This window comes from Klebsiella sp. GN_Kp190 (assembly GCF_040061795.1).
Classification (GTDB): domain Bacteria; phylum Pseudomonadota; class Gammaproteobacteria; order Enterobacterales; family Enterobacteriaceae; genus Klebsiella; species Klebsiella michiganensis.
Genome location: NZ_JBEAFN010000028.1, coordinates 272748 through 295650, shown reverse-complemented (window position 1 = coordinate 295650; position 22903 = coordinate 272748). Strand labels below are relative to the sequence as shown.

Here is a 22903-nt window from a genome sequence, read left to right as displayed (position 1 = left end):
CAGATTGCTGGTAACCCGTAGCCCGGGTAAGGCGTTTACGCCGCAACCCGGGGAATATGCCGTGACGTGGCATTGCTGCGGCTTCTTCCCGGCTTGCGCTGCGCTTAGCCGGGCTACAGGGCCACAGATTGCTGGTAACCCGTAGCCCGGGTAAGGCGTTTACGCCGCAACCCGGGGAATATGCCGTAACTTGGCATTGCTGCGGCTTCTTCCCGGCTTGCACAGCGCCTGCCCGGGCTACCGGGCCACAGATTGCTGAGGACGCGTAGCCCGGACAGATGCGCAGCATCGCCTCCGGGGCAGTTACCTCAGCGCATATCTAATTTCCGGCAGAGTAAATGTAAATAAATTGTTTCTCACCAGCCGCGGGCGCTTCTAATAATGCAGTCATGTTAATCCACATGAGCCTGCGAAATGTCTTATCGAATCAGTATCCTGGATAAAAGCCCGCTGGCAGCCGGAGAAACGGCTGCCCAGGCGCTGGCGCGTACATTAACGCTTGCGCAACAGGCGGAAGCCTGGGGCTATCATCGCTTCTGGATAGCCGAACACCACAATACTGACCAGCTCGCCAGTCCGTCGCCAGAGCTGGCCATTGCCTGGATCCTCGGCCAGACCCGCAGGATTCGCGTTGGCTCCGGCGGCGTCATGCTGCAGCACTACAGCCCGTATAAAGTGGCGGAAAACTTCAATATGCTGGCTTCCCTCGCTCCGGGCCGCGTGGATCTGGGCGTGGGCAAAGCCCCTGGCGGACTGCCGCTCTCCACTCGCGCGTTACAGCAGGGGCTTGACCCCCAGCAAAAGGGGCGTTTTGCCGACCAGCTGGCGCAGCTCGACAACTGGCTGTCGCTGACCGAAACCGACGGTGAGGAGAGCGTCCGCGCAACGCCGATCCCGCCGCGTCGCGCCGACGGCTTTCTGCTCGGCGCCAGCCTGGAGAGCGCGCAGCTGGCGGCGCAGCTGGACTGGAACTTCGTCTTCGCCGCCCATCTCAACGGCGATAAGCAGCTGCTGCGCGAGGTGTTAACCCGCTGGCGTGAACTGAGCCGTCGAGACGCGATTATTGCCGTCCAGGTCATCGTGGCCGAAGAGGCCGCGACGGCGGCGGAGCTGGCAAAATCCGTCGAAACATGGGGCGTTGAGCTGGAAAACGGCCAGCGGGTCACCGTCGGCAGCGAAGCGCAGGCGGCCGCCTTTGCCCGTCAGGCGGGCAGCAGGCCGACGCGCATCGCCCGGCGGGAATCGGCGGTGCTGTTCGGCACCCCGGAACAGGTGAAAGCGCAGCTGGATGCCCTGCAGTCGGCCTGGAACATCGACGAATTTATTATCGATACGCCCATTAGCGATGGCGCGGCGCGCCTTAACTCCCTGCGCCTGCTGGCCCGGGCGCATTTGAGCGCGGAGGTGCAGCCATGAGCCTTTCCGAACAGTTAATTCGCTGGCGGCGCGAACTGCACCAGTACCCCGAGCTCTCGCTGCAGGAGGTCGACACCACCGCACGTATTCGCGACTGGCTGCAGAGCGGCGGCATCAGCCTGCTGCCTTATGAACTGAAAACCGGCGCGGTTGCCGAAGTGGGCAGCGGCGATAAGGTGATAGCCCTGCGTGCCGATATCGATGCGCTGCCTATCGAAGAGGCGGCCAGCGTGCCGTTTCGCTCGTTGAATGCCGGCGTAATGCACGCCTGCGGGCATGATATTCATACCAGCGTGATCCTTGGCGCGGCCTTACTGCTGAAACAACGCGAAGCGCAGCTGGCGGGACGCGTCCGTATTCTGTTCCAGCCGGCGGAGGAGAGCTTCGGCGGCGCGAAAACCCTGATTCGCGCCGGCGTGCTGGAGGGCGTTTCCGCCATTTTCGGCATGCATAATGAACCGGGGCTGCCGGTGGGCGAATTCGCCACCCGAGGCGGCGCGTTTTACGCCAACGTCGATCGCTTTGTGTTTAAGGTGACCGGCAAAGGCGCTCACGCCGCCCGGCCTCATGAAGGGAAGGACGCCATTCTGCTGGCCAGCCAGCTGGTAACCCTGCTGCAAAGCGTCGCCAGCCGCGAAGTGAATACCCTCGATTCCGTGGTGCTTAGCGTCACGCGGATTCAGGGCGGCAATACCTGGAACGTCCTGCCGGAAAGCGTCGAGCTGGAAGGTACGCTGCGCACCCACAGCAGCGAAGTCCAGCAGCGGGTGAAAGCGCGGGTGAGCGAGATTGCCGCCGGCTTCGCCAGCGCCTTCGGCGCGCAGATAGATGTCTTCTGGTACGCCGGACCGACCGCGCTGGTTAATGATGAGCGCTGGGCCGCTTTCGCCAGCGACGTGGCCGATAAGTCCGGCTACCGCACGCACCATGCGGATCTCCATCTCGGCGGGGAGGATTTTGCCGTTTATCTTCAGCATATTCCCGGCGCGTTCGTCAGCATCGGCAGCGCCAGCGAATTTGGTCTTCACCATCCGGCGTTTAACCCGGATGAGCGTTTAATCGCCCCGGCGGCGCACTACTTTGCCGATCTGGCAGAGAAGGCATTAAAAGCACTTTAATTATTCAGGGTCATTGACTAAGGATTAACGATGTCTGAACAACGGCAGCTGCGCATTGGTACTATATTACACGGCGCATCGGGAAATATGTCGGCCTGGCGTCATCCGGCCGCGCTGGCCGACGCCAGTATTAACTTTGAGTTCGTCAAGCAGACGGCGTTAAAAGCGGAAGAGGGCAAGCTCGATTTTATTTTTGTTGCCGATGGCTTATATATTAATGAAAAATCGATCCCGCATTTTTTAAATCGTTTTGAACCGCTCACCGTATTATCTACCCTTGCGGCGGTAACTTCGCGTTTAGGCCTGGTCGGTACCCTGTCGACCTCCTACAGCGAACCCTTTACCACCGCCCGCCAGTTCGCCAGCCTCGATCATCTGAGCGGCGGCCGCGCGGGCTGGAACGTGGTCACCTCGCCGCTGGAAGGTTCAGCAAAAAACTTCTCCCGCGCCCAGCATCCCGATCATGCGCTGCGCTACCGTATTGCCGATGAATATCTGCAGGTTGTCAAAGGCCTGTGGGACTCCTGGGAGCAGGACGCGTTTATTCGTAATAAAGAGAGCGGCCAGTTCTTTGATAAAAACAAGCTGCACACGCTTAATCATCACGGCGATTTCTTTAAAGTAGCCGGTCCGCTAAATATTGCCCGCACGCCGCAGGGCCGGCCCATTATCTTTCAGGCGGGCGCCTCCGATGACGGTAAAAAGTTAGCCGCCAGCCACGCAGACGCTATTTTTACCCATCAGGAGTCGCTGGCGGAGGCGCAGGCCTTTTATCGCGACGTCAAAAGCCAGCTTGCAGCGCACGGCCGCCGGGAGAGCGAACTGCATATCTTCCAGGGCGTCAGCGTCATCGTTGGCGACAGCGCCGACGATGTGGAGCAGCAATACCAGACCACCGCTGCGCTGGTGTCGATTGAAGACGCGCTGAATTATCTCGGCCGCTATTTTGAACATCACGACTTTGCTCAGTATCCGCTGGATGAGGCGTTCCCGGATATCGGCGACCTCGGGCAGAACAGCTTTCGCAGCACCACCGACGAGATAAAACGCAATGCCCGCGAACGCGGCCTGACGCTGCGCCAGGTGGCGCTGGAGGCGGCCAGCCCGCGACCGCGCTTTGCCGGAACCGCTGAAGAGGTGGCGGATGGTCTGCAGCAGTGGTTTGAACAGCGCGCGACGGACGGTTTTATTATCCAGGGCGGTACGCCGGATACCTTCCCGCGCTTTGTGGACCAGGTGGTACCGATTCTTCAGCAGCGCGGACTATTCCGCCGGGAATATCCCGGCACCACGCTGCGCGAAAGCTTAGGGCTGGCAGAGCCCGTGAATCAATTCCAAAAACAATAATAGAGAACACCCGCTATGCAGAAAACGCAGAAAAAATCGCTATTACTGGCGCTGGCGCTGGCCGTTAGTGCGTCATCCTGGGCGCAGAACGTCACGATCAACGGCACCGGCGTGAGCCTCGACGCCAACAAAACGCCGATTCATACGGCGAAAAACCCGCAGGCTATCGCGCAGCTGCCGAAAGGTCTCCACCTGGCGGTGCCGGGTAAGCTAACGGTCGCGGTCGCCGCGCTGAACTCACCGCCGCTGACCGTGTTTTCTGACGATAACAAAACCCTGCTCGGCAGCGAGGTGGATATCGCCCGCCTGGTGGCCGACAGCCTCGGGCTGGAGCTGAATGTGGTACCCACCTCGTGGGAGGACTGGCCGCTCGGCGTCGCTTCCGGCAAATATGATGCGGCGGTCAGCAATATCACCGTGACCAAAGAGCGCAAAGAGAAGTTTGATTTCGCCACCTACCGCAAAGATTCGCTGGGTTTTTACGTCAAGAGCACCAGTCCGCTGAGCAAAATTGAAAAAGCGGAAGATATTGCCGGGCTGCGGATTATCGTCGGCTCCGGCACCAATCAGGAAGCCATTTTGCTGGCGTGGAACGCCGAGAATCTCAAGAAGGGGCTGAAGCCGTTTACGCCGGTCTACACCAAAGACGACGCCGCCCAGACCCTGGCGCTGCAGTCCGGGCGCGCCGACGCCTTCTTCGGCCCCAATGTGATCGGCGCGTGGAAAGCGGCGCTGACCGGCAAAACGAAGCTGGTAGGCAGCGTTGACGGCGGCTGGCCAAAGGCGGCGCATATTGCCGTGACGGTGAAAAAAGGCAGCGGTCTGGTAGAACCGGTACAGACGGCGCTGAACGGCGCAATCCGCAGCGGCGACTACGCGAAGGTGCTGAACCGCTGGGGGGAAGGCGTGGAGAGCATTCCGCAATCGGAAATCAACCCGGCCGGACTCGGCGACTAACAGGAGGCATGATGAGCGATCTACTCCGCGATGTCTCCCCGGAAGCGCCGGAGCTACAGCCGATTATTGAGGGCCTGTTCGGCGAGTACGCCGCGCGCTACGGCGACTATTTCTCCCGCGATGCCGAAGTCGAGCTGACTGAATGGTATCTGGCGCCGCAGGGGCTATTTATCGTGCTGGAGCGCGAAGGGGAAATTATCGCCACCGGCGCGTACAAACCGAAAGATGCCCATACGGCAGAAATCAAACGTATCTGGACCCATCGTCGTCTGCGCCAGCAGGGGCTGGCGGCGAAAGTGGTGCAGGAGCTGGAGCGACGGGCGCTGCTCGCGGGCTACAGCCATATCTATCTGACCACCGGTTTTCGGCAGCCGGAAGCGGTGCGGCTCTACCTGAGCCAGGGCTACGAGGCGCAGTTTGACCTCAGCCGCGATCCGGAAGAGTACAGCCTGCCGCCGTTCGATGGTCGACTGCGCTTTACGAAAGCGCTGGCGGTCAGCGCGCTGAGCCAGAGCGCTTAAGGAGCCAATATGCATACCCAGGAAACGATTAAGGTTGTCCCCGCGCGCTATCCGCTGCGGGCGGTAGGCGCGCTGCTGGCGCTGCTGGTGCTGGCGGTGGTGATTCAATCGGTCGCCTTTAACCCGCGCTGGGAGTGGCGCGTCTTTGCCCGCTGGTTCTTTGACCCGGTGATCCTTGAAGGTCTCGGGCAGACGCTGCTGCTGACCCTGCTGGCGACGGCGCTGAGCGTTATTCTCGGCGGCCTGCTGGCGCTGGCCCGGCTCTCCAGTTCATGGCTGCTGAGCAGCCTGGCCTGGGGCTATATCTGGCTGTTCCGCTCGCTGCCGCTGATCGTGGTGCTGATTATTCTCTACAACTTCTCCTATCTTTACGACACGCTAGCGATAGGCATTCCGTTCACCGCGATTCGCTGGGCCAGCTTTGAGACCATCAACGTACTGGGGCAGTTTTCTACCGCCGTTGTCGGGCTGACCCTGGTGCAAAGCGCCTACACCGCCGAAATTATCCGCGGCGGCTTTCTCGGGGTCGATCACGGGCAGTATGAAGCGGCGGCGGCGCTGGGGCTTCCGGCCAGCCGTCGGACCCTGCGCATTATTCTGCCGCAGGCGCTGCGCACCATTTTACCGGCGGGCTTTAACGAAATTATCAGCCTCGCCAAGGGGACGGCGATGGTTTACGTGCTGGCGATGCCGGAGCTGTTTTACACCATCCAGATGATCTATAACCGCACCCAGGAAGTGATCCCACTGCTGATGGTCGGCGCCGCCTGGTATCTGGCGATCACCAGCGTGCTGTCGCTGATCCAGTATCTGGTCGAGCGCGGACTGGCCCGCAGCGAACGCCGCTCGGCGGTCAATAGCGCCCGCAGCAGCCGCCGCGTTGAGTCCATTCGTCGCCCACAACCCCAGGAGTCCGCCCATGCCCAACTCTCGTAACGGCCATATCTCCATCACCGGCGTCAGCAAATATTTTGGCCGCCATAAAGCGCTTGATGACGTATCGCTGGAAATCGAACCCGGCACGGTGACGGTGATCCTCGGGCCGTCCGGTTCGGGAAAATCGACGCTGCTGCGGGCGATTAATCATCTGGAGCGCGTGGATGAAGGCTTTATTCAGATCGATGGCGACTATATCGGCTATCGCCGTAAAGGCGACAAGCTCTACGAGCTGAAAGAGAAAGAGATCCTCCGCCAGCGGGTTAACGTCGGCTACGTATTTCAGAACTTCAACCTGTTCCCGCATCTGACGGTGCTGGAAAATCTGATTGAGGCCCCCATCGCCCATAAGCAGGCGACCCGCAAAGAGGCGATCGCGCGGGCGTATGAACTGCTGGACGTGGTCGGACTGCGCAATAAAGCCGACGCCTGGTCGCGGCACCTGTCCGGCGGCCAGCAGCAGCGCATCGCTATTGCCCGGGCGCTGGCGCTTAACCCGCGGGTAATGCTGTTCGATGAACCGACCTCCGCGCTCGACCCTGAGTTGGTGGGGGAAGTGCTGGACGTGATTAAAAAGCTGGCGCGCTCCGGCACCACGCTGGTGGTGGTCACCCATGAAATCGGTTTTGCGAAAGAGGTGGCGGACCGGGTGGTGTTTATGGTCGACGGCAAGATAGTCGAGCAGGGCAGCAGCGACGCCGTGCTGAACCAACCGCAGCATCCGCGTACGCGGCAGTTCTTATCGAGGGTATTAGCGGCATGAGAAACGGACTTTTGGCCCTGACACTACTCTCTTTATCTGCGGCATCGCAGGCGGCTATCGACCTGCGCGCCAACGAGCAGCCGCTGCCGGTGACCCGCGATGAGCAGGCGATCGCGAAGATCCCGGCAAATTACGCCTTCGTCGAGCCGGGTACCTTAACGGTGGCGATTTCGGCGCTCAATTCGCCGCCGCTGGCGCTGTTGGCCAGCGATAACCGCACGCGTATCGGCAGCGACCCGGATATTGCCCGGCTGCTGGCCGGCAGCCTCGGGCTGAAGCTAAAGCTGGTGCCCACCGCCTGGGAGGACTGGCCGCTGGGGATTACTTCCGGACGCTACGACGTCGCGCTGGTCAATATTGCGGTGACCGAGCAGCGGAAAGAGAAGTTTGATTTTGCCACCTATCGCGTTGACTCTCTGGCCTTTTCCGTGAAATCAACCAGCGATATCGCCCGCGTGAGCGGTCCGGCGGATCTCGCGGGTAAAAAAGTGATCGTCGGGTCCGGGACTAACCAGGAGCGGATTTTGCTCGGCTGGAACGCCGAAAACGAAGCCGCCGGGCGGCAACCCGCGCTGCCGGTCTACCTGACCGATGACGCCTCGGGCAACCTCTATATTCAGTCCGGTCGCGCGGACGTGTTCTTTGGGCCGCAGTCGGTGGCGGCCTATAAAGCGGCGCTCAGCGGCAAAACCAAAGTCGTCGGCCTGGGGCCGAAAAAAGCGTACGTTGCCACTACGACCAAAAAGGGCAACGGCCTGGCTCCGGCGCTGCAGGCGGCGCTGAACGGCGCGATTGCTCGCGGCGAGTATCAGAAAGTGCTGGCGCGCTGGGGAGAGCAGGGCGAAGAGGTGACGCAATCGGAAGTGAATCCGCCGGGGATAACCTACTAAAAAACCGCTGTTTCGCAGGAGTGTGATGCGAAACAGCGGAGGCGAATGCTCGCCAGGGTTTTAAATCAGGCGGCGCGCGGGGTCAGCGTCAAACGATCCAGCGGCCCGACGATAAACAGATAGGAGAACAGGCCCAGCACGCCCATGGAACCGACGTACAGGATGGCGTAATCAAAGGAGTGGGTATTAGCGAGGATCACGCCGATAACCAGCGGCGTGATAATACTCGCCAGGTTGCCGCACATGTTGAAAACTCCGCCGGCAATTCCCAGCATTTCCTTCGGCGAGGTGTCGCTCAGCACGCACCAGCCGAGGTTACCGAAACCTTTAGCAAAGAAGGCCAGGCTCATGGCGGCGATCACCACCACTTCCGAGGTGGTGTAGTTGGCGACGACAATCACGCAGGAGAGCAGCATGCCGCAGATCACCGGCAGCTTGCGGGCGGTCGTCAGGCTGTAGCCGCGTTTGAGCAGCCAGTCTGAGAATACCCCACCGAGCAGTCCGCCGATAAATCCGGCAATGGCCGGGATACTGGCGACAAAACCGACCTTGAGGATCGACATACCTTTGGCCTGGTAGAGATAGGTGGGAAACCACGTCAGGAAGAACCAGGTAATGGACGTTACGCAGAACTGGCCGATATACACGCCGATCATCATGCGATTAACGCAGACGCTTTTAATCTGCGCGAGGGTTAATTTCTGCTGCGTTTTTTTCGTACCTAATTCCGGCTCGCCGCCGCCTTCGCGAATATAGTCGAGCTCCTGTTGGTTAATTTTTGGATGGTAAGAGGGATCTCTTACTTTTACCAGCCAGAATATCCCCAGCACCACGCCGATAGCGCCAATATAATAAAATACGTAGTGCCAGCTTAAATTATGCAGAATAATCGTCATTAGCGGCGTAATAATTCCCAGGGAAATATACTGCGCGGCCTGATAGACCGAGGTGACGAATCCACGCTCTTTATTGGGAAACCACTGTACGCTGAGACGGCTGTTAGCGGGGAAGGCGGGGGCTTCAATCGCGCCCATCATCAGACGCAGAATCACCAGTACGATCAATGGGCTGGCGAACAGATAGATCGTTCCCTGAAACATGGTGACGATCGACCAGCCAATCAGCGCGCAGCCGTAGACCAGCCGCGAACCATATTTATCCAGCAGCCAGCCGCCGGGTATTTGCATAATGACGTAGGAGATACCAAAAACTGAAAAGGCCAGCCCCATCGCCTCGGGATCAAAGCCTAACTCTTTGCTCATAATAGGCGCGACGACGGACAGCGTTGCCCGGTCGGCATAATTAAATACGGTAGCCAGAAATAAAAACAGTAATATGCCGTAACGCACGTTGCTGCGTTTTAAGGGGGTAGTCATCTTCAACTCCTTTGCAGGGTTGTTTATTGTGGGTACAGTCAATAAGAGTTATTTCCCCGGCAGGGCTACAGGTTTTCAGTCATCTGCGGACCGGTAGCCCGGACAGATGCGCCGCATCGCCTCCGGGAAAACGCGATATTCTCCCGGGGGCGGCGCTTGACGCGCCTTGCCCGGGCTACGGAGCCTTTAGCCCTTGTGCCGCCATCCGGGGAATTCGGTTAAGGGCGTTTACCAAACTCGCAGCTTTGCTGGGTCCAGCGGCGGGCCTGTTCGCTCAGGGTAAAGCCCAGACCGTGGCGTTCGGAAACCCACATCCGCCCGTCGCGCAGCTCCAGCTGTTCGTTAAACAGCGGGTTCAGCCACTCGAAGTGCTCCAGCCACGGCTCGAGCGGGTAGGCGGCGGCGAGATGCAGGTGTACCTCCATCGCAAAGTGCGGGGCCAGCTTGCGACCGTGCTTCGCCGCCAGATCCATAATCTTCAGGAACGGGGAGATCCCGCCGACGCGCGGCGCATCCGGCTGGACAAAGTCGCTGGCGTTGCCGAGGATAAGCTGCTCATGTTCGCGGAAGCTGGTCAGCATCTCGCCGGTGGCAATCGGCGTATCCAGCGCGGCGGCGAGCTGCGCGTGGCCTTCAACATCGTAGGCGTCAAGGGGCTCTTCAATCCAGATCAGATTGAACTGCTCCATTTTGCGCCCCATGCGGATGGCGGTTTCGCGATCCCACTGCTGGTTGGCGTCCACCATCAGCGGGAAGTCATCGCCCAGCACCTCACGCACCGCCGTCAGGCGACGAATATCTTCGGCGGTATTCGGCTGACCGACCTTCAGCTTAATCCCGCCAATTCCGTTCTCACGGGAGATAGCCACGTTTTTTAACACCTGATCCAGCGGCGTATGCAGGAAGCCGCCGGAGGTGTTGTAGCACTGAACGGAATCGCGGTGCGCGCCGAGCAGTTTCGCCAGCGGTAGTCCGGCGCGTTTGGCTTTCATATCCCACAACGCAATATCAAGAGGGGAGATGGCCTGTACCGCCATACCGCTGCGGCCAACGGATGCGCCGGCCCACAGCAGTTTGGTGTAGATCTTGTCGATATCGTTCGGATCTTCGCCGAGCAGATTATCGGCGATCTCTTTGGCGTGGGCGTAAATGCCCTGGCCGCCCGCACGCTTGGAATAGCTGAAGCCAACGCCTTCAAAGCCGTCCCGGGAGCGGATTTCCGCGATAACGATCGCTACTTCGGTAAGCGGTTTTTGCCGACCGGTCAGAACCTTTGCATCGCTAACGGGGGTCGCCAGCGGCAGAAAGGCCAGCGACAGTTTGACGTGTTCAATGCGGTCGCCGGTTTCAGCGGCGGTTTTGACGCCGGAAGCTTTGGCGTAGGTCACGGACTCGGAATTAGCGCTCGAGGTCATAGTCAGTTCCTTTTCAGTGGTAAAATGTTTGCGCTAACATTTTTAATCGTGAAATTGTCCTGGCGCTACGACAGTGATTTTAATTTGTACAAACGATCACAATTAGCGGTTATAAAGGGTAAAATTATGCAGCTCAGGTCACGATCCAAAAAGGTTTGTGAAAAATCACAAATCAAAATGATAGCGATAACATTTTGTGTTTCAGGTATTTGATTCTATTGAGGATGTCGAGGTGAGCGCTGGCAATTGCGCGGGCCATCATCAATAATGCCCACAGAAAACGACTCAACACAGGGGCTTAGTCGTGAAAAGCAGAAAACCGACGCGCGCGCCGACGCTGGATGACGTAGCCCGTAGCGCCGGATTGTCGTCGATGACGGTCAGCCGGGCGCTGAATACGCCGCAGCTGGTGAGGCCAAAAACGGTCGAGAAAGTGATGCAGGCGGTGCAGGCAACGGGCTATATCCCTAACGCGCTGGCCGGCGGCCTGGCCTCCAGGCGCAGCAAGCTGGTGGCCGTGGTGGCGCCGCAAATCAATAACAATATGTTTGTCGATACCATCCAGGCGCTGAGCGATACCCTGGCGGCGCGCGGCTACCATATGCTGCTGTGCGTGGCGGGCTACAGCCGACAGACCGAAGCCGAGCTGGTAGCAACCTTACTCTCCCGGCGTCCGGATGGCGTGGTGTTGACCGGCATTCAGCACGCCCCGGCGTTGAAGAAGACGATCCTCAACGCCGCCACGCCGGTGGTGGAAATCTGGGATCTCACCCCGACGCCGCTGGATATGTTGGTCGGTTTTTCGCATGAAAAAGTCGGCGAAACCATTGGCGAGTACCTGCTGGAAAAAGGCTACCGCCGCCCGGGTCTGCTGTGGGCCGGCGATGCGCGCGCGACGTTGCGAAAGCAGGGGCTCCGCGCCCGGCTGGCCAAAAACGGCATTGACGATGCCCCGCAGGTCGAGGTGCCGCTTCCGGCATCGCTGGCGCTGGGGCGTCGCGGGCTGGCCGAGCTGCTCGCCGGCGGCGAGTTTGACGTTATCGTCTGCAGCTCCGATACCCTTGCCCAGGGGGCGATTATGGAAGCCGAAAGCCGGGGGCTGCGCGTGCCGCAGGATCTGGCGGTGATCGGCTTTGGCGATCTGGACTTCGCCGCCAGCAACCGTCCGGCCATCACCACCGTCAGCGTCGACCGTCATGCCATCGGCGAGCAGGCGGCCACGCTGCTTGCCGACCGCATAGAAGGCGGAGAAGAAGGGGAAGCGATTATTGATATCGGCTTTCACCTGGTGGCGCGCGAGTCGGCGTAGCTCTGCCGTTTCGCATGTGCGAGGGGGCCTCAATAGCGGCATGGTGTAATCAAATCTATACTGCAAAATTGCTAAACCCGTCGCCGCTCTGTTCCTGAGCGGCAAATTCATCGAGGGCGCAGAATATGATCACCGTCTATGGCGTACCCGGCTGGGGCTCAACAATTAGCGAACTGATGCTGACGCTGGCCGATATCCCGTACCATTTTGTTAACGTTGAGGGCTTTGACCAGCCGGGCCCGCAGCGCGACCGCCTCAAAAAGATCAACCCGCTGTGTCAGGTGCCGACCCTGACGCTTGCAGATGGCAGCGTGATGACCGAAACCGCGGCGATTGCCCTGATGATCCTCGACGTTCGACCGGATCTGGCTCCGGCGCCGGGATCGCCGCAGCGGCATGCCTTTCAGCGTCTGCTCATCTGGCTGGTGGCGAACGTCTATCCCACCTTTACCTTTGCGGATTACCCGGAGCGCTGGGCCGCCGATGCGCCAGACCAGCTGCGGGAAAGCTGCATCAGCTATCGCAAATCGCTCTATCTGTGGCTGGAGGAGCAGCTTGCCGCCGCGCCGTATGCGCTGGGGACGGAAATAACCCTGCTGGACTGCTATATTGCGGCGATGTGCGCCTGGGGCCCGCGCCGGGAGTGGTTTGCGGCGCAGACGCCAAAATTCGTCGCCGTGGCGGATGCGGTGTATCGACATCCCAAACTCGAAGCCGTTCTGCGCCGCAACGAGCTGATTTAAAGCACAAAAAGCGATCCGGATGACGCGGGTTATGCTAGTTTTATCGTCCAGACAATAAAGGAGCCTGCTATGCCGCACGTTGATATTAAATGTTTTCCCCGCGACCTGAATGATGAACAAAAAGCGGCGCTGGCCGCCGATATTACCGAGGTGTTGATTCGCCACCTCAACAGCAAAGAGAGTTCAGTGAGCGTGGCCCTGAAGCAGGTTGAGCCGAGCGACTGGCAGCAGGTGTGGGACAGCGAAATCGCCCCGCAGATGGAACAGTTGATTAAGAAACCGGGCTATAGCATGTAACCCGGTTTCTTTCCCGGAGGCGATGCTGCGCATCTGTCCGGGCTACGCGTTCCCGGCGGTTTGCAGTCCGGTAGCCCGGGCAGGCGCTCTGCGCCGCCCCCGGGCGGGGGGGCACTGAAGCGAAGTCATGAGCGATGCATCTTGTCATGGGTAAACGCGTCACCATGTACAGGGTACATAAAACCCCTTGATTAATGTACCCTGTACATGTATTTTGTCTGATAAGTCGTAAGGACATCAGGGAATGAGATGTTTACTTTTATTGAACTACAAGGTTTCAGTAAACGACGCCAGGCGCTGTTACCGGATGATGAATTTCGGGCCTTCCAGGAAATCCTGATCAATGATCCTGAGGCAGGTGACACCATTTCGGGAACCGGAGGTTTTCGTAAAATCCGCTGGAGTCGTCCCGGAACGGGAAAGCGCGGCGGCGTGCGGGTGATTTACTATAATGTAACGATAAAGGGAAGAATCTACCTGGCGCTCATCTATCCTAAAAATGAACAGGATGAGTTAAGCCAGGAGCAGAAAAAGATGTTAAGGCAGGTTGCTGAGTTATTAAACTAGCCAATAAACATGAAGTGAGGCTGAGCTATTAATGATCGATACATTGATAGCGCCAGAGAGCCAACTGAGGTGTGTATGAAAGACGAATTGTTTGCCGATCTGCTGGCTAGTGCAGAAGAAATGGTCAGGATTGAGAAGGGTGAACAAACGCCGAAGGTGCACCACGTTCATACCTTCAGCGAAGTTGATGTGAAAGCGATACGCGAAGCCACAGGTTTAAAACAGCAGGACTTCGCCGCCGCCGTTGGCGTTAGCTATGAGCTGGTTAAAAGCTGGGAAACGAAACGACGTCATCCAACCGGTGCATCCAGGAAGCTGCTTTTATTGCTTCAGGGCAATCCATTGATTATCAACTTGTTGAAGGTTATTTGAAACGTTATTCTTCGCAAGGAAAATGACAGAGTTTGCCCCATTTTGTAACCAGCGCCTTTAAAAAGGAGAGTATTACGTATGGAAACCAATGATTCTATTTTGACAGAAGTCGAGAAATAGAGCGCTCATATTTTATGGTTTTTATTTTATTAGTTTAATGTACTTTATACTGAACTAGCATAGTGACAAAGTAAGAACGCGTATTTAAATAAACCCGCCCAGGCGTTTGCTCCGGACGGGCTATTTTATTAAAACCAAATCTCCGTCTGCACGCCAAAGTTCCAGTTTCCGCCGGCGGTAAAGCCTTTACTGCCGAAATCATCGTTGATCGCGTAGCGATCCAGATCTTTATCCCAGTTCATCCACGTAACAAAGAAACGTATCTCCGGCCGCGCTTTAATATCCAATACATCGCCCACTTTAAACGTCGGGGCGAAGGTCAGCTTGTAAAAATCGCCGCTCACCGCCTGGTATTGATGCACGCCGCTGTCGTAGCGATAGGTTCGGCCGTTGGGATTCAGGTCCATATATTGCCAGGACGCCTCGTACAGCAGGGCGAAGTTGCGGGTGATCCCCTGGGAAACCCGCAGGTTGAAGGTTGCCCAATCGTAGCGGTCCCCGTCGCGATAGCGGTCTTCGCTATGCTGGGCGATAACCGATGGCGCAAGCTGCCAGTTTTTCCCCAGCGGCAAAATACCGTATGACGCAAAGCGCAGAGATTTGGCGTTTTCGGTAAGATCGCCGTCGCTGCCCGGCTGCCGCGCTTCGGCGCCCAGCCCGCCGCCGTACTGCAGGGCGCTCTCCGAAACGCCCGGCGCCAGGCCATAAAACCGCTGTTTGTCGTGATACGCCAGCATCGCGTAGTAGCCGTTTTTCGCCGTATTATCGCTGCGCAGGGCGTAGCTGCCGGTCGTCGACGTCGTATCTTTCAGGTCATCGTTACCCTGGGCGGTCATCGCCGTGGTCATCAGCTGCCAGTTGTTCCAGAAGTGGTTGGCGGTAAACATCAGGTTCTGTATATCGTTATCCTGATAGTTATCGCTGCCCAGGTCGCCAAAGCTGCGCGCATAGACCGAGTAATCGCCGCGCAGCGTGCTGTTCCAGTTGACGTCATTGATCCCGCCGCCGGTACCGCCGAGGAACATAATATCGCTATCGGTGAAGTGGATATCGAAGTTATCGCGGTCGAAACGCTTGCCCGCCCAGATGGAGGCGCTCCTGAACGGCCCGGAAAAATCGGCGAAATTACCCATCTCGACGTACAGCTGGCGCACGTTCAGATGGTGGCTGTCGTTATCCTGCACCCACGGATCCGGGTTGGTCGCGCCGTCGGCAAGCATGGTTTTAAAGTGCGCCCACGACCCGTCGCTGAAGGTCATTTTTTTGCCGAAGCTGAGCTCCACGTAGTTATCTTTCTCATTGCCGAGACGGCCAACGTGGGCGTCACCGTTGAGCGAACTGGCCGGCGAGATCCCCGGGCCGCCGCGCGCGCCTTTGCCGTGGCTGTTGACCAGCATTCCGGATCGGGCGTAGGCGTTAAATTCAAAGCCGTCGGTAAGGCGGGTTTTCGCCAGCTGTTTGTCGGCAGCCTGCTGCTTTTGCTCCGTGGCATCGGTGCGCTGGCTTAACGTCTGCACCTGTTTTTCCGCCGCCGCCGCACGCTGTTCTGCCGCACTGGTGCGCAGCTCCGCCTGCTGCGCCCGACGTTTAGCCTCTCCGGCCTCCTGCTCCGCATGATTAAGCCGGGCCTCCAGCAGCGCCAGCCGTTGTTCGACGGTTAGCGGGGCCGCATTTGCGCCATAAGCCGAAAAAAGGGCGCAGCAAACCGCCGCGCTAATCAAAGAGATACGCATATTAATCCTTATTTTTTTCAGAGGTATGAAGGGTGTGCTGCGCCTTACAGGGCGTGGTTTTCTCCGGCGACTGAAGATGTGTCCGACGGCGCGCGGCGTCCGGCATCAAGGTCGGCGCGGATCTGTTCATACTGGTCGTCGAGGCGATAGAAGCGGCCAATCCACAGCATTGAGGCGACAATCAGCAGCGCCGGGATATAGAGGTAGCAGGCTTTTATCGCCAGCATCGCGCCGTCGCTTTGGGCCTGGTTGGCGATATAGCCGCCGGATGAGAGCAGTACCCCGGTAATAGCGCCCGCGCCCGCCATAGCCACCTTGCCAAGAAAGCCGTTGATAGAGGTCAAAATGCCGGCGGTATTGATGCCGGTTTTCCACACCCCGTAATCCACCGGATCGGCCTGCATGGAGAAGTAAATTGCCGTGCGCTGTCCGGCGCCAAGCGATAGCACCACCGCACCGGCAACCAGGCCCCAGCTGTTAACGCCAGCCGCCATCATCATGCCCATGCCGACCAGGTTGATCGCGCTGGCGACCAGATAAACGTGGCGCTTTTTCATCCGGCTGGCGAGCAGCGGCACGGTGAGGGTACCCAGCAGAGGCACGAAGGTGGAGATCCCGGCGACGATCGCCGTGAGATCGTTATTGCCGACGTAATAATGGAAAAAGTAGACTAGCGCCCCGGTCTGGAAGAAAAACGCGCCCCACATCAGGAAAATATTGATGGCGAAGACGAACCACGGCCGGTTGGCGCGCAGGCTGACCCAGGCGCGTTTTAAGGTCATGCGCTCCTGCGTAATGCTGATATTTTCCTTAACGTTCCGGAAGCTCACCAGCAGGAAGAAGGTGGCAATAACGCCGAAAACCACCGCCGTGTAGAAGAAGCCGTGCTGCTGATTGCCTTTCCCCAGCGCGCCAACCAGCGGCAGAGTGGCGACCGCGACGATGGTCGCGCCGAGCGAGCCGAGCAGAATACGCACCGCCGACAACGTGGTGCGTTCCCGCGAGTCGTTCGTCAGAAACGGCAGCATGGCGCAAAACGGAATGTTGACGATAGTATAGAGAAACGACAGGCACAGATAGGTGATAAAAGCGTAGATCAGCTTACCGGTGGTGCCGAAATCCGGCACGTAGAAGGCCAGAATACACAGCAATCCGAAGGGGATCGCGCCAATAAGCAGATACGGACGACAGCGTCCCCAGCGGGTGGCGGTATTGTCGATAACCAGCCCCATCAGCACGTCGGCAACGCCATCCACCAGACGCGTCACTAGAAACATCAGGCCAACGTAATAGGCGGGCAGGCCCATCACGTCGGTGTAGAAGAACATCAGATAAAGAGAGATCATCTGCCACACGAGGTTGCAGGAGAGGTCGGCGATGCCATAGCCAAGGCGCTGCCGCCACAGGGTAAAGGTTGTTTCTGCCATAAAAATACACTCGCTTATCGTTGTTGTTAAAGTCCGTACTGGCGAATAAACCAGGCCGGGGTGCAGCTCCACGCATGGCAATAACTGTTTATCAGTTTGCTGCCATAAGGGGAAAAATCAGGATGCGCCGGGTCGAAGATTTCCCAGAAGGTATCGGCGCCGTAGTCGACCATGGCTCCCCAGTAGGCTTTGATCTGCGCAACTGCCTCGTCGCGCAGCCCGCACTGCAGAAGGGCGGCGATATAGTGATGACGCAGGTAGGGTGTGTTCATGGCGACAGCGGGGGGATTTTTCTCCAGGTTGCGCATGATCTCCCGGCGCTGCTGCGGCGTGCCGACTTCCGCCAGCACCAGCCAGATTTGCGATGCCCAGGAGACCTGCCGCCGGGCGCCGCTGACGTAAAAGCCCTGCTGCGGGTCCCATAACGCATCGAGGGCCGCCGCTTTGAGCTGCTGTAAACGCTGGCGATAGCTTGCGGCCAGCTCAGGTTCGAAACGCTCCGCCAGCCAGATAGCGCGCTGCAGGCAGTAAATCAGTACCCCCTGCGCCGCCGCCTGTTTATTCAGCGACGCCTGCCAGTCGATAAACACCCACCAGTCGTCGCTATCGCGCACAACGCCGGAGGCGTCGCAGCGGGTCAGCGCCAGTTCTACCTGACGACGCGCCGTGGGCCACAGCTCGCGGGCCGTGGCCATATCCTCCGCGCTTTGCAGATAGTTGTAGAGGACGTCGACAAAAAACAATGAATAATCAAAAAGAAAGGTATCGTCCGCAATGACATCCGGCTGCACGAACACGTTGGCCGATACCATGCCGTCCTCGCGAGTATGCCCGGCAAAAAGGTACAGGCAGCGGCGCACCAGATCGTGGCGTGCGAAGGTGACATCGTTGACCAGCGCCTGCAGACGTAAATCGCCGAGCCACAGGCGGCGGTCGCGTTTGGGGCCATCTTCAAACACTTCCTGCATGCAGTTTTGCAGGGTCAGCACGGCAACGTTATCGATGGTCCGGAGCTGCGGGTCGGAGGTTGTCGCCGCCGGGCATGCGCCGCTGGCCGAGGTGACCGCGTTAACCTCAACCTGCGTGAACTGCAGGCGAAACTTGCGCGAAACGGCTTTGACCTCCACCTTCAGATAGCGGAAGCAGTAGCGGCGCGGCAGGTCAATTTCGGCGGGCAGGACATCAAGCCACAGATCCTGCTGCTGCAGCCAGCTACTGCTGAGCCAGCCCTGATAGTCGCTGAACGGTTCGCACACTTCGCTCAGCGTTTCGCCGAAGGTCAACTGCAGATGGGCCGGAGCGTCCGGCGGACTCCCGGCGCTCTGGCAGAGAAAATGCAGGTAGCCAACGTAGTGGCTGCCAAAATCAATAATGACGCTATCGCCGCTGCTCAACTCGCGCTGGTAAAACGCGGCCAGGGTGCTCACCGGCTCGGCTCGCCAGCCGAAGAGCGCCGCGGCGTCGGCGTGGGCTTCGACTACCGCGATCGGCGGGTGTGCCTGACGACTCAGCGCGGGCCGGAGCGCCTCGGCGGTACGTAAAAATTTCGGGTAGCGGGTCATCATGACCTGAGAATTATGCTGAATTGCCTGTGACATACTGCGTCCTCTGTGTTGATTTGTCCGCAGCATAAGACGCCGCCGCCCGCGGCAACCACTCTGGCAATGCCAATGCATCTGGCAAAATGGCACTGATAATGAGATGAGCGGGTCGCCGATCACAATTCCATAAATCTTGCTCGTGGCGGCCGGTTAAATGCATTATCTTGCCCCTGCGCCGTATGCCGTTTTGGACCCGATCGATGATGCTAACCGTTGAGTATTATTTCACCCATCCGCAGGATAAGCTGGGAATGTACGCCAGCGATCCGGAAGATAATAGCCATGAACATAGTCACGAGTTTGCTGAACTGGTGATCGTTGAAGAAGGACACGGCTTACACGTTATTAATGGCCGGCCATTATATATACAGCAGGGCGACGTTTTTTACGTTCAGCCGGGCGATGTTCACTATTATGATGAGCTGGGAACGCTTAAGTTAATTAACGTATTAATTAACCCACTGGTAGAATTTCATTATTTACAGCCTCTCGACACCTTATTGCAGACGTTCTCCGCACGAAAGGCTTCCTGCTACGGCTGGCTGGCGCCGGATACCCGCTATATCTGCAAGGAACTGGTAGATAAAATATTTTCTGCCGAGCTGCGGCGAGGGCAAAATATTGCCCTGCGCGAAGCCGCCTTTTTCCAGCTGGTGACGACGATTCTGCATGCGGAAACCGAAGCCGAATATAGCACCACCAAATATAAGCTGCATAAATTGCTGACCTGGCTACAGGAGCACTGTTTTGAAGAACATAACTGGCCGCAGCTGGCGGAGAAATTCCACCTGACCACGCGGACCGCTTTTCGCCATATTAAAGAGGCGACGGGATTGACGCCGGATAATTATTTAAAGCGTCTGCGCTTAGTTTCGGCGCGCGTCAAATTACGCGAGACCGATATGACGATTACCGAAGTGGCTTATTTATGCGGTTTTGCCAACAGCAACCACTTTACCACCTTATATAAAAAGGTCTTTGGCCTGACGCCCAGCGAAGATCGGCGGCGTTTGCTGCGCTAGTTCACCTCCCGGAGGCGATGCTGCGCATCTGTCCGGGCTACGCGCCCTCAGCGGTCTGCGGTCCGGTAGCCCGGGCAAGGCGCTGTGCGCCGCCCCCGGGAGAGACGCGCAGGGTGGTGAAGAATTGCCCCGGAGGCGAGCGGGGCTATTCTTCCGGGGTATTGGCGCGGACGTGGCGGCCGCTGGCAACAAAGTTGCCGGTGCCGAGATGATGGAGGGTATTGATCTTATCGTCGTCGAACTGCCAGCGTCCGCTGACGAACGCGCGCTCATCGGCGGCGGCGGAAACCACTTCGCCAAACAGCGTATCGTACTGCTCCTGGGCCGCCGTTGCCGGCAGCAGTCGGCACTCCATCCATGCAAGACACTTCTCTTCAATCAGCGGCAAGCCCAGCTCCGGACCTTGCACGACCGGGATGCCGTAAGCGTTAAATTTATCCTCATCGCGTCCGCTGATGCTGCCGACCGCGTAGGTCCAACTGGCGGCCTCGACGCCGGGAACGACGATGCCAAATGCGCCGTTGCGCTCAATAATTTCCCGCGTCCAGGCGCTTTTATCTACCACGATGGCCAGCCTCGGCGGAGCGAACTCCACCGGCATCGACCACGCGGCGGCCATGACGTTGCGGCGTTGAGAGTGGGCGTCATAGCTGGTTATCAAAATTGTTGGGCCATGGTTGAGCAGGCGACTGGCGTACTGAAGTTCCACGTGGCGAAAACGGCTCATATGCGTTCCTTGGTAAATGGGTCTGATGCCAGACAACACGTTAATCCGCAATGAAAATGTAATCAATACGTCATCGAGGGTCCCTATAGTCGGCGTCACTAAGTCCCAAAGAGGATAACAATATGTTAGCTCCCCTGAATTTGTCTCAGGTGAGCGCGCGCCGGCGGATGTTGACCGCGGGCAGAGTCTCGCTTTCCCAACGGGAGGGCGATAATGCGCGCGCTTACCAGCATTAAACTCGACGGCGTTTCTTTCGCCTTCGGCGCCCACACCGTGCTTAATCAGATCGACCTGCATATCGATGCGGGCAGCATTGTTGCGCTGCTGGGTCCTTCTGGCTGCGGTAAAAGCACGCTGCTGCGCCTGCTCGCCGGATTAACCGTACCCGCCAGCGGCAGCATTCACTTTGGCGATCGCCTGGTGGCGAAAACCGGCTGGGGCTTGCCGCCGGAGCAGCGCGATCTTGGCATGGTCTTTCAGGATTACGCCCTGTGGCCGCACATGACGGCGGCGCAGAACGTGGCTTTCCCGCTGCGTATGCGCGGCGTCGGGCGTCAGCAGCGACAGCAACGGGTCGAGGAGGCGCTGGCGATGGTTGGTCTCAGCGGCTTCGCCGACCGCAAACCGTCGGGCCTTTCCGGCGGTCAGCAGCAGCGCGTTGCGCTGGCCCGCGCCATCGTCGCAGAACCGCGCGTGCTGCTGTTTGATGAGCCTCTCTCCAATCTCGACAGCGAGCTGCGCGAGTCGCTGTGCCTCGAAATGAGCCGCCTGCTGCGCCAGCTGGGCATCACTGCTGTCTACGTCACCCACGACCGTCGCGAAGCCGAACTGCTGGCCGACAAGATTATTCATTTATCTGCGGGCTGCATTGCCGCCGTCCGCGCCGTGACTTCAACCTCAGGGGAATCCGTATGAAAACCGTTATCACCGTTACCAAAGGAGCCGCGCTCGCGATGATGTTGTCCGCCACCACGATCTCCAGCGCCCAGGCGCTCACCGTCTACACCGCCGGGCCGGGCTCGCTGGCGAAAAGCCTTGCCAGCGGCTATGAGAAGAAAACCGGCGTTAAGGTGAATATTTTCCAGGCCACCACCGGTAAGGTGATGGCGCGTCTCGAGGCCGAGCAGGCTAACCCGCAGGCGGATGTGCTGATTTCCGCCTCGTGGGATACGGCGGAAGATTTGCATCACCGCGGCTGGCTGCTGCCGTATCAGAGCGCCAATGCCGATAAGGTCCCGGCGAACCTGAAATCCGCCGATTACGTTGCTCAGGGTATTTCGGCCCTGGGGATCGTCTGGAATACCAAAAGCGGCACCCCGGAGCCGAAAGAGTGGCGCGACCTGACCGAAGCGGCGTTCAAAGACAAAGTGACGACGCCGGACCCGGCACTTTCCGGCGCGTCGCTGGATTTGCTGATCGGGTTACAGAATGGCATGGGCGATAAAGCCTGGGCGCTGTTTGATGCGTTAAAGAAGAATGGCATGGTGGTCAGCGGGCCGAACGCCCAGGCGGTAACGCCGGTGATGCAGGGGGCGAAAGCGGCGGTATTCGGCGCGGTTGATTATGTCTCTTACGGCAATATCCATCAGGGCGAATCGCTAAAGGTGATTTTCCCGGCCAGCGGCACGGTCATTGCACCGCGGCCGATGATGATCCTCAAAACCAGCCAGCATGCTGACGACGCAAAAGCCTTCGTTGATTATGTGCTGTCGCCGGAAGGCCAGGCGCTGGTCGCCGACGCCTGGCTTATGCCCGCCCGCAGCGATGTTCAGGCGAAGCGCCCGCTGCTCAACGAGCTGAAAATTCTGCCGACCGCAGCCGAGGGCACTAGCGAACGTAGCGCTGTGCTTTCCCGCTTTAATACGCTTTTCGCCCAGTAAACCGATTTTTCCCCCGGGTTTCGAAAGTTGGTTCGGGCACATTCCCCGGAGGCGGCGCTGACGCGCCTGTCGGGGCTACCGGACCACAGACGGCTGTGACCCCGTAGCCCGGCTAAGCGCAGCGCGAGCCGGGAAGACGCAACGCCAGGGCATCAGCCCGGGCACATTCCCCGGAGGCGGCGCTGACGCGCCTGTCCGGGCTACCGGACCGCAGACGGCTGTGACCTCGTAGCCCGGCTAAGCGTAGCGCGAGCCGGGAAGAGGCAACGCCTGGGCATCAGCCCGGGCACATTCCCGGAGGTGGCGCTGGCGCGCCTGTTCTGGCTACCGGACCGCAGACGGCTGTGACCCCGTAGCCCGGCTAAG

General features: G+C 58.8%; 20 protein-coding genes and 1 pseudogene. 15 read left to right on the top strand and 6 right to left on the bottom strand.

Annotated features, from left to right (window positions below):
- Window positions 1–414: 414 nt before the first annotated feature.
- The 7 genes and pseudogenes from ABLU67_RS17785 to ABLU67_RS17755 all read left to right on the top strand — a co-directional run bounded on the left by ABLU67_RS17785 (window position 415) and on the right by ABLU67_RS17755 (window position 7948).
- Window positions 415–1416 (top strand): LLM class flavin-dependent oxidoreductase, encoded by a 1002-nt coding sequence (locus ABLU67_RS17785; protein ID WP_185219364.1) that lies wholly within the window; start codon window positions 415–417, stop codon window positions 1414–1416.
- Window positions 1413–2534, top strand: coding sequence for an amidohydrolase (locus ABLU67_RS17780; protein ID WP_064375837.1), 1122 nt, complete (start codon window positions 1413–1415; stop codon window positions 2532–2534). The genes ABLU67_RS17785 and ABLU67_RS17780 overlap by 4 nt, the downstream gene beginning before the upstream one ends.
- A 30-nt stretch (window positions 2535–2564) precedes the next feature.
- Window positions 2565–4838: pseudogene (locus tag ABLU67_RS17775) on the top strand (NtaA/DmoA family FMN-dependent monooxygenase).
- Between the two features lie 11 nt (window positions 4839–4849).
- Complete coding sequence (locus ABLU67_RS17770; RefSeq protein WP_348852430.1) at window positions 4850–5359, top strand: GNAT family N-acetyltransferase; 510 nt, start codon at window positions 4850–4852, stop codon at window positions 5357–5359.
- A 9-nt stretch (window positions 5360–5368) separates the two neighbouring features.
- Window positions 5369–6295 carry an amino acid ABC transporter permease gene (locus tag ABLU67_RS17765; RefSeq protein ID WP_014229255.1) on the top strand — a complete coding sequence of 309 codons (927 nt, stop codon included), beginning with the start codon at window positions 5369–5371 and terminating at the stop codon, window positions 6293–6295.
- Window positions 6279–7058 (top strand): amino acid ABC transporter ATP-binding protein, encoded by a 780-nt coding sequence (locus tag ABLU67_RS17760; protein ID WP_014229256.1) that lies wholly within the window; start codon window positions 6279–6281, stop codon window positions 7056–7058. Before ABLU67_RS17765 ends, ABLU67_RS17760 begins: the two co-directional genes overlap by 17 nt.
- Window positions 7055–7948, top strand: a complete 894-nt coding sequence (locus ABLU67_RS17755; RefSeq protein ID WP_029946963.1) for an ABC transporter substrate-binding protein — start codon at window positions 7055–7057, stop codon at window positions 7946–7948. Before ABLU67_RS17760 ends, ABLU67_RS17755 begins: the two co-directional genes overlap by 4 nt.
- A gap of 65 nt (window positions 7949–8013) precedes the next feature.
- On the opposite strand, the gene ABLU67_RS17750 is transcribed toward ABLU67_RS17755, so the two are convergent.
- Together ABLU67_RS17750 and ABLU67_RS17745 are read right to left on the bottom strand one after the other, a co-directional pair.
- Complete coding sequence (locus tag ABLU67_RS17750; protein ID WP_025107873.1) at window positions 8014–9324, bottom strand: MFS transporter; 1311 nt, start codon at window positions 9322–9324, stop codon at window positions 8014–8016.
- Window positions 9325–9542: 218 nt separating this feature from the next.
- Window positions 9543–10739, bottom strand: a complete 1197-nt coding sequence (locus tag ABLU67_RS17745; RefSeq protein ID WP_025107872.1) for an L-talarate/galactarate dehydratase — start codon at window positions 10737–10739, stop codon at window positions 9543–9545.
- Window positions 10740–11043: 304 nt separating this feature from the next.
- Between ABLU67_RS17745 and ABLU67_RS17740 the strand changes: the two genes are divergently transcribed.
- The 5 genes from ABLU67_RS17740 (at window position 11044) to nadS (ending at window position 14027) form a co-directional block, all read left to right on the top strand.
- The gene (locus ABLU67_RS17740) at window positions 11044–12048 is read left to right on the top strand and encodes a LacI family DNA-binding transcriptional regulator (protein WP_348852426.1); all 1005 of its coding nucleotides are present in this window, start codon (window positions 11044–11046) and stop codon (window positions 12046–12048) included.
- A gap of 125 nt (window positions 12049–12173) precedes the next feature.
- On the top strand, window positions 12174–12791 hold the full coding sequence (locus ABLU67_RS17735) for a glutathione S-transferase family protein (RefSeq protein ID WP_046877306.1): 618 nt from the start codon (window positions 12174–12176) through the stop codon (window positions 12789–12791).
- Window positions 12792–12860: 69 nt separating this feature from the next.
- Window positions 12861–13088, top strand: a complete 228-nt coding sequence (pptA, locus tag ABLU67_RS17730; RefSeq protein ID WP_004850668.1) for a tautomerase PptA — start codon at window positions 12861–12863, stop codon at window positions 13086–13088.
- Between the two features lie 249 nt (window positions 13089–13337).
- Complete coding sequence (locus ABLU67_RS17725; protein WP_014229262.1) at window positions 13338–13655, top strand: type II toxin-antitoxin system RelE/ParE family toxin; 318 nt, start codon at window positions 13338–13340, stop codon at window positions 13653–13655.
- 75 nt (window positions 13656–13730) lie between these two features.
- Window positions 13731–14027 (top strand): NadS family protein, encoded by a 297-nt coding sequence (gene nadS, locus ABLU67_RS17720; protein ID WP_004138143.1) that lies wholly within the window; start codon window positions 13731–13733, stop codon window positions 14025–14027.
- A 248-nt stretch (window positions 14028–14275) separates the two neighbouring features.
- On the opposite strand, the gene ABLU67_RS17715 is transcribed toward nadS, so the two are convergent.
- The 3 genes from ABLU67_RS17715 to ABLU67_RS17705 are packed head-to-tail and all read right to left on the bottom strand — an operon-like array spanning window position 14276 to window position 18905.
- Window positions 14276–15880: a carbohydrate porin gene (locus ABLU67_RS17715; protein ID WP_048263006.1), complete on the bottom strand. Its 1605-nt coding sequence runs from the start codon at window positions 15878–15880 to the stop codon at window positions 14276–14278.
- 44 nt (window positions 15881–15924) lie between these two features.
- Entirely contained in the window at window positions 15925–17307 is a 1383-nt protein-coding gene (locus ABLU67_RS17710) for a glycoside-pentoside-hexuronide (GPH):cation symporter (RefSeq protein WP_154919034.1), read from the bottom strand.
- A gap of 26 nt (window positions 17308–17333) precedes the next feature.
- Entirely contained in the window at window positions 17334–18905 is a 1572-nt protein-coding gene (locus ABLU67_RS17705; protein WP_348852425.1) for a sugar hydrolase, read from the bottom strand.
- A 203-nt stretch (window positions 18906–19108) separates the two neighbouring features.
- On the opposite strand from ABLU67_RS17705, the gene ABLU67_RS17700 reads away from it, so the two are divergent.
- Window positions 19109–19930: a helix-turn-helix domain-containing protein gene (locus ABLU67_RS17700; RefSeq protein WP_348852424.1), complete on the top strand. Its 822-nt coding sequence runs from the start codon at window positions 19109–19111 to the stop codon at window positions 19928–19930.
- A gap of 145 nt (window positions 19931–20075) precedes the next feature.
- Here ABLU67_RS17700 and ABLU67_RS17695 read toward each other — a convergent pair whose 3' ends face one another.
- Window positions 20076–20657, bottom strand: a complete 582-nt coding sequence (locus ABLU67_RS17695; RefSeq protein ID WP_004850682.1) for a flavin reductase family protein — start codon at window positions 20655–20657, stop codon at window positions 20076–20078.
- A 210-nt stretch (window positions 20658–20867) separates the two neighbouring features.
- On the opposite strand from ABLU67_RS17695, the gene ABLU67_RS17690 reads away from it, so the two are divergent.
- Both ABLU67_RS17690 and ABLU67_RS17685 read left to right on the top strand, forming a co-directional pair.
- Complete coding sequence (locus tag ABLU67_RS17690) at window positions 20868–21572, top strand: ABC transporter ATP-binding protein (RefSeq protein ID WP_160740895.1); 705 nt, start codon at window positions 20868–20870, stop codon at window positions 21570–21572.
- On the top strand, window positions 21569–22537 hold the full coding sequence (locus ABLU67_RS17685) for an ABC transporter substrate-binding protein (protein WP_148849958.1): 969 nt from the start codon (window positions 21569–21571) through the stop codon (window positions 22535–22537). The genes ABLU67_RS17690 and ABLU67_RS17685 overlap by 4 nt, the downstream gene beginning before the upstream one ends.
- The last annotated feature ends 366 nt before the right edge of the window (window positions 22538–22903 follow it).